Genomic DNA, 3,856 nt, shown 5'->3' with positions numbered 1-3,856 from the left:
CGCACATGTTCAGGGTGCCTCTCCAGCGTTCGCCGGCCTCCAGGCGCAGGCGCAGCTCGTCGAGCACCGACGCCTGGCCAGCCGCGAAGCACTCGCGCAGGCGCTGCGGGTCGCGGTTGTCGAGGATCAGCTGGGTGAAGGCCTGGTTGCACTCATGCACCTTGAAGTCGGCATCGAGCACGGCGATCGGCGCCGAGACGTTGACGAAGATCTCGCGAAACCGCGCCTCGCTCTCGCGTAGGGCGTTCTCGGTGTCGCGCACCCGCAGCAAGGTGCGCAGGGTCGCCAGCAGCACGTCCGGGTCGATGGGGTGGATCAGGTAGGCGTCGGCACCGGCGTCCAGGCCGGTGATGATGTCGCCGGTCTGGATCGAAGCCGCCGACACGTGGATCACCGGCAGCAGCGCCGTGCGGGCCTCCGAACGCAAGGTGCGGACGATGTCGAAACCGCTCATGTCAGGCAGGTTGACGTCCAGGATCAGCGCGTCGGGCGCCTGCGCGGCGATGAGCGCCAGGCCGTCGCCACCCGTGCCCGCTTCCGAGACCTTGTAGCCGTGCTGTTCCAGCCGCCGGCGCAAGGCATAGCGCGTCGCGACATTGTCGTCGACGATCAGCAGGCGCGTGTCACGTTTCATCGGCTGGCTCCTGGGCAATGGCCAGAGGAATGATCACGAAGAAGCTCGACCCTTGGCCGGGGGCGCTTTCGAGGCCGACTTCACCGCCCAGCAGGCCGGCGAAACGCTTGCACAGGGACAGGCCCAGGCCCGTGCCGCGCAAGCGTTTCTGCAGCGGCGAGTCGACCTGGGCGAAGTCCTCGAACAGCCTGGCGTGCAGCTCGGGGGCGATGCCGATGCCGGTGTCGCTGACGGCAAAGCGGATGCGGTCGCGGCCTTCAAGCCGCGCCGACACCCGTACTTCGCCGCAGAGGGTGAATTTCAAGGCGTTGGAGATGAAATTGCGCAGGATCTGCGCCAGCTTCTTGTCGTCGGTGTACAGCCGCGGCAGGCCGACCGGTTCTTCGAAGATCAGGTCCACCGCGCTGGCATCGACGATCGGGCGGAACATCCCGCGCAGCGCAGCGAACAGGTCGAACATGTCGAACCAGGCCGGCGAGATGGTGATGCGCCCTGCTTCGATCTTGGCCAGGTCGAGCAGGTCGTCGACCATGTCGCTGAGCTCGCGTGCCGCGGTGCTGACGAAGGCCACCTGCTTGTGCTGTTCAGGGCTCAGGGGGCCGTCCAGTTCATCGGAGAGCAGGCTGGTGATGCTCAGGATCGAGCCCAGCGGCGTGCGGAATTCATGGCTCATGTACGACAGGAAGCGGCTCTTGAGGTCCGACGCCTGGCGCAGCTGTTCGGCCTGGATGTCCAGTTCGGCATACAGCGCGAGCACGCCCTGGTTGGTTTCCTCGAGCTCGTCGCGCAGGGCGGAGTTTTCCGCTTCAAGGCGGGCGATCAAGGCGGTCTGAGGCAGATCGGGGTCAGCCATGGGCAGGCTCCAGGGCAATGACCAGCACGGTCACATCGTCGCGGCCACGACAGAAATCCCGGTGCAGCACGCTGGCGATCACCGCGGGATGACGATGGACCAGGCCGGGATAGTCGCCAAGGTTCCAACGGGTTTGCAGGCCGTCACTGTGCATGATCAACAGATGTCCGTTCACGTGAGCATAGTCAAAGCGCTGGGCTTTACGGTACTGGCCGCCGACGATCCCTGGCTGCGACGCCAGCCCCCGGGATTTCTCGGCGTTGAGCAAGGTGCCGGAAATATTGCCGACACCGGTGAAGCCCAGCGCCCCGGTGTGGGCATCGTACTGGGCGAACGCCAGGGCGCCGCCACGCGTGCCCGTCATGGCGTGGTGCATGTCGGCCACCGCGGTCAGCGCGTCGGCGAAGGGTGCCAGGGCAAAGGCTTGTTCCCCGGCGCGCGCGGCACGCTCCGCTTCCTCGCCATGGCCGAGGCCATCGATGATCAGGGCACTCAAGCCTTGGTCACGCAATGCCAGGTGCCAGACGTCGCCGCAGGCAGGGTCGTTGTGCAGTGAATGCTGGCTGACGCCGTAGCGCAGGTCCGGCGCGCGATCGCTGCGTGGGTAGCACCGAGCGAGCAGCACCGCACCGCGGGTGTCGGCATACACATCGAACACCTCCGCCTGACGCGAGATGGCGCCCAGGCCGATACCCTGGGTGCCGCCGGTGGAGAAACCATCGGTCATGCACGCCTGCAGGTCGAAGCCCTGGGCGCGGTCGATGGCCAGCAACTCGATGCCGAATCCGCCCGCGCGGCGCGCCAGCACCTGCAGGTGCATCTCGCCACGGCCGGCATGCTTGAGCAGGTTGCTGGCAAGCTCGGTGGCCACCAGGGCCACGCGGCCAGCCTCGCGCTCGTCGAAACCATGCTGCTCGGCCAACCGCTGCGCGGTGCGCCGGGCGTGCCCGACCTGGCTGATGTCGTCGATGTCCAGCACCTGGGTCAGGCTGCCGCTGATATTCATGTCCATCGGGTGATCGTGATCCGCGTGCCCTCGCCTGGGGCAGTGTCCAGTTCGAATTCATCGACCAGCCGCTTGGCGCCGGTCAGGCCAAGCCCAAGGCCGCCGCCAGAGGTCCAGCCGTCGGTCATCGCCAGCTTGAGGTCCGGAATGCCCGGCCCTTCGTCGCGAAACAGAAGGCGCAGGCCGACCCGTCCGTGGTCGTCGAGGATCTCCCAGTCCATGTCACCGCCACCGCCATAGACCACCGTGTTACGGGCCAGCTCGCTGACCGCGGTGACCATCTTGGTCAGGTCGACCAGGCGCATGCCGCATTCGGTGGCCAGCTTGCGCGCGGTCTGGCGCGCCAGCACCACGTCCTGCTCGATGCGGATCGCTTGGGTACCGCTGCTGCGCAGGTTCATTGCAGGCGTACCCGGTCCTGGAGCAGTTTCATGCCGCGCTCGACGTTCAGCGCGGTGATCACGCCAGGCAGGGTCAGACCCAGTTCGACCAGGGTGATCGCCACCGAAGGCTGCATGCCCACCAGCACGGTCTCGGCGTCCATGATCTTGGACAGTCCGGAGATGGTGCCGATCATGCGGCCGATGAACGAGTCGACCATGTCCAGGGCCGAGATATCGATCAGCACGCCGCGCGCCGAGGTGCGGCTGATGCGTTCGGACAGGTCGTCCTGCAAGGTCAGGGCGAGCTGGTCATGCATGTCGACCTGGATGGTCACCAGGAGGAAGTCGCCCATCTGCAAAATCGGGATGCGGTCCATGGGCTCAGTTCGCCTTGCCCACGCTCACGCCAAGCCGGGTCAGGGCCAGCTTGAGGGCATCGGCGAGGTTCGCCTTGGTGACCACGCCTTGCAGGTCCAGGCCCAGGTGCACGATGGTCTGGGCGATCTGCGGGCGTACGCCGCTGATGATGCAATCGGCGCCCATCAGGCGGATGGCGGTGACGGTCTTGAGCAGGTGCTGGGCCACCAGGGTATCGACGGTCGGCACGCCGGTGATGTCGATGATGGCAATTTCCGAGCCGGTGTCGACGATGCGCTGCAGCAGCGATTCCATCACCACCTGGGTGCGTTGCGAGTCCAGGGTGCCGATCATCGGCAGTGCCAGCACCCCGTCCCACAACTTGACCACCGGGGTCGACAGCTCGAGCAGCTCTTCCTGCTGGCGCTTGATCACCGCCTCGCGGGACTTCTGGAAAGTGCGGATGGTGTGCATGCCCAAGGCGTCGAGCAGCTCGGAGATTTGCATCAACTGGTCGGCCAGCACCGCGGGCTCATCGCTGTAGCGATTTTGCAGCAGGGTGAACAGCGGCCCCTTGAGCGCGAAGATGAAATAGGCGGTCTGGTGCGAATCATGGCCCAGCA

General features: G+C 66.1%; 6 protein-coding genes. All 6 read right to left on the bottom strand.

Going from position 1 to position 3,856, the window contains the following annotated elements:
* Positions 1–634: response regulator (locus tag VJS90_RS14175; protein ID WP_324122274.1), on the bottom strand; the 634-nt coding region annotated here is incomplete at its 3' end.
* Positions 624–1,487, bottom strand: coding sequence for a sensor histidine kinase (locus VJS90_RS14170; protein WP_324122273.1), 864 nt, complete (start codon positions 1,485–1,487; stop codon positions 624–626). The genes VJS90_RS14175 and VJS90_RS14170, both read right to left, overlap by 11 nt.
* Positions 1,480–2,493, bottom strand: a complete 1,014-nt coding sequence (locus VJS90_RS14165) for an ATP-binding protein (RefSeq protein ID WP_324122275.1) — start codon at positions 2,491–2,493, stop codon at positions 1,480–1,482. Before VJS90_RS14165 ends, VJS90_RS14170 begins: the two co-directional genes overlap by 8 nt.
* Positions 2,490–2,894: an anti-sigma regulatory factor gene (locus VJS90_RS14160; RefSeq protein WP_324122272.1), complete on the bottom strand. Its 405-nt coding sequence runs from the start codon at positions 2,892–2,894 to the stop codon at positions 2,490–2,492. The genes VJS90_RS14165 and VJS90_RS14160 overlap by 4 nt, the downstream gene beginning before the upstream one ends.
* A complete protein-coding gene (locus VJS90_RS14155) occupies positions 2,891–3,253 on the bottom strand; it encodes an STAS domain-containing protein (protein WP_324122271.1) in 363 nt (120 codons plus the stop codon). The genes VJS90_RS14160 and VJS90_RS14155 overlap by 4 nt, the downstream gene beginning before the upstream one ends.
* Positions 3,254–3,257: 4 nt before the next feature.
* Positions 3,258–3,856: STAS domain-containing protein (locus tag VJS90_RS14150; RefSeq protein WP_324122270.1), on the bottom strand; the 599-nt coding region annotated here is incomplete at its 5' end.

This window comes from Pseudomonas sp., assembly GCF_035277045.1.
Classification (GTDB): domain Bacteria; phylum Pseudomonadota; class Gammaproteobacteria; order Pseudomonadales; family Pseudomonadaceae; genus Aquipseudomonas.
The sequence above is the reverse complement of the archived record's forward strand: the minus strand, read 5'-3'. Positions and strand labels throughout refer to the sequence as shown.

Excerpts from the sequence above, each read along its gene's own strand:
- VJS90_RS14165 (WP_324122275.1), bottom strand. The coding sequence starts at position 2,493 with ATGAATATCAGCGGCAGCCTGACCCAGGTGCTGGACATCGACGACATC.
- VJS90_RS14155 (WP_324122271.1), bottom strand. The coding sequence starts at position 3,253 with ATGGACCGCATCCCGATTTTGCAGATGGGCGACTTCCTCCTGGTGACC.
- VJS90_RS14170 (WP_324122273.1), bottom strand. The coding sequence starts at position 1,487 with ATGGCTGACCCCGATCTGCCTCAGACCGCCTTGATCGCCCGCCTTGAA.
- VJS90_RS14160 (WP_324122272.1), bottom strand. The coding sequence starts at position 2,894 with ATGAACCTGCGCAGCAGCGGTACCCAAGCGATCCGCATCGAGCAGGAC.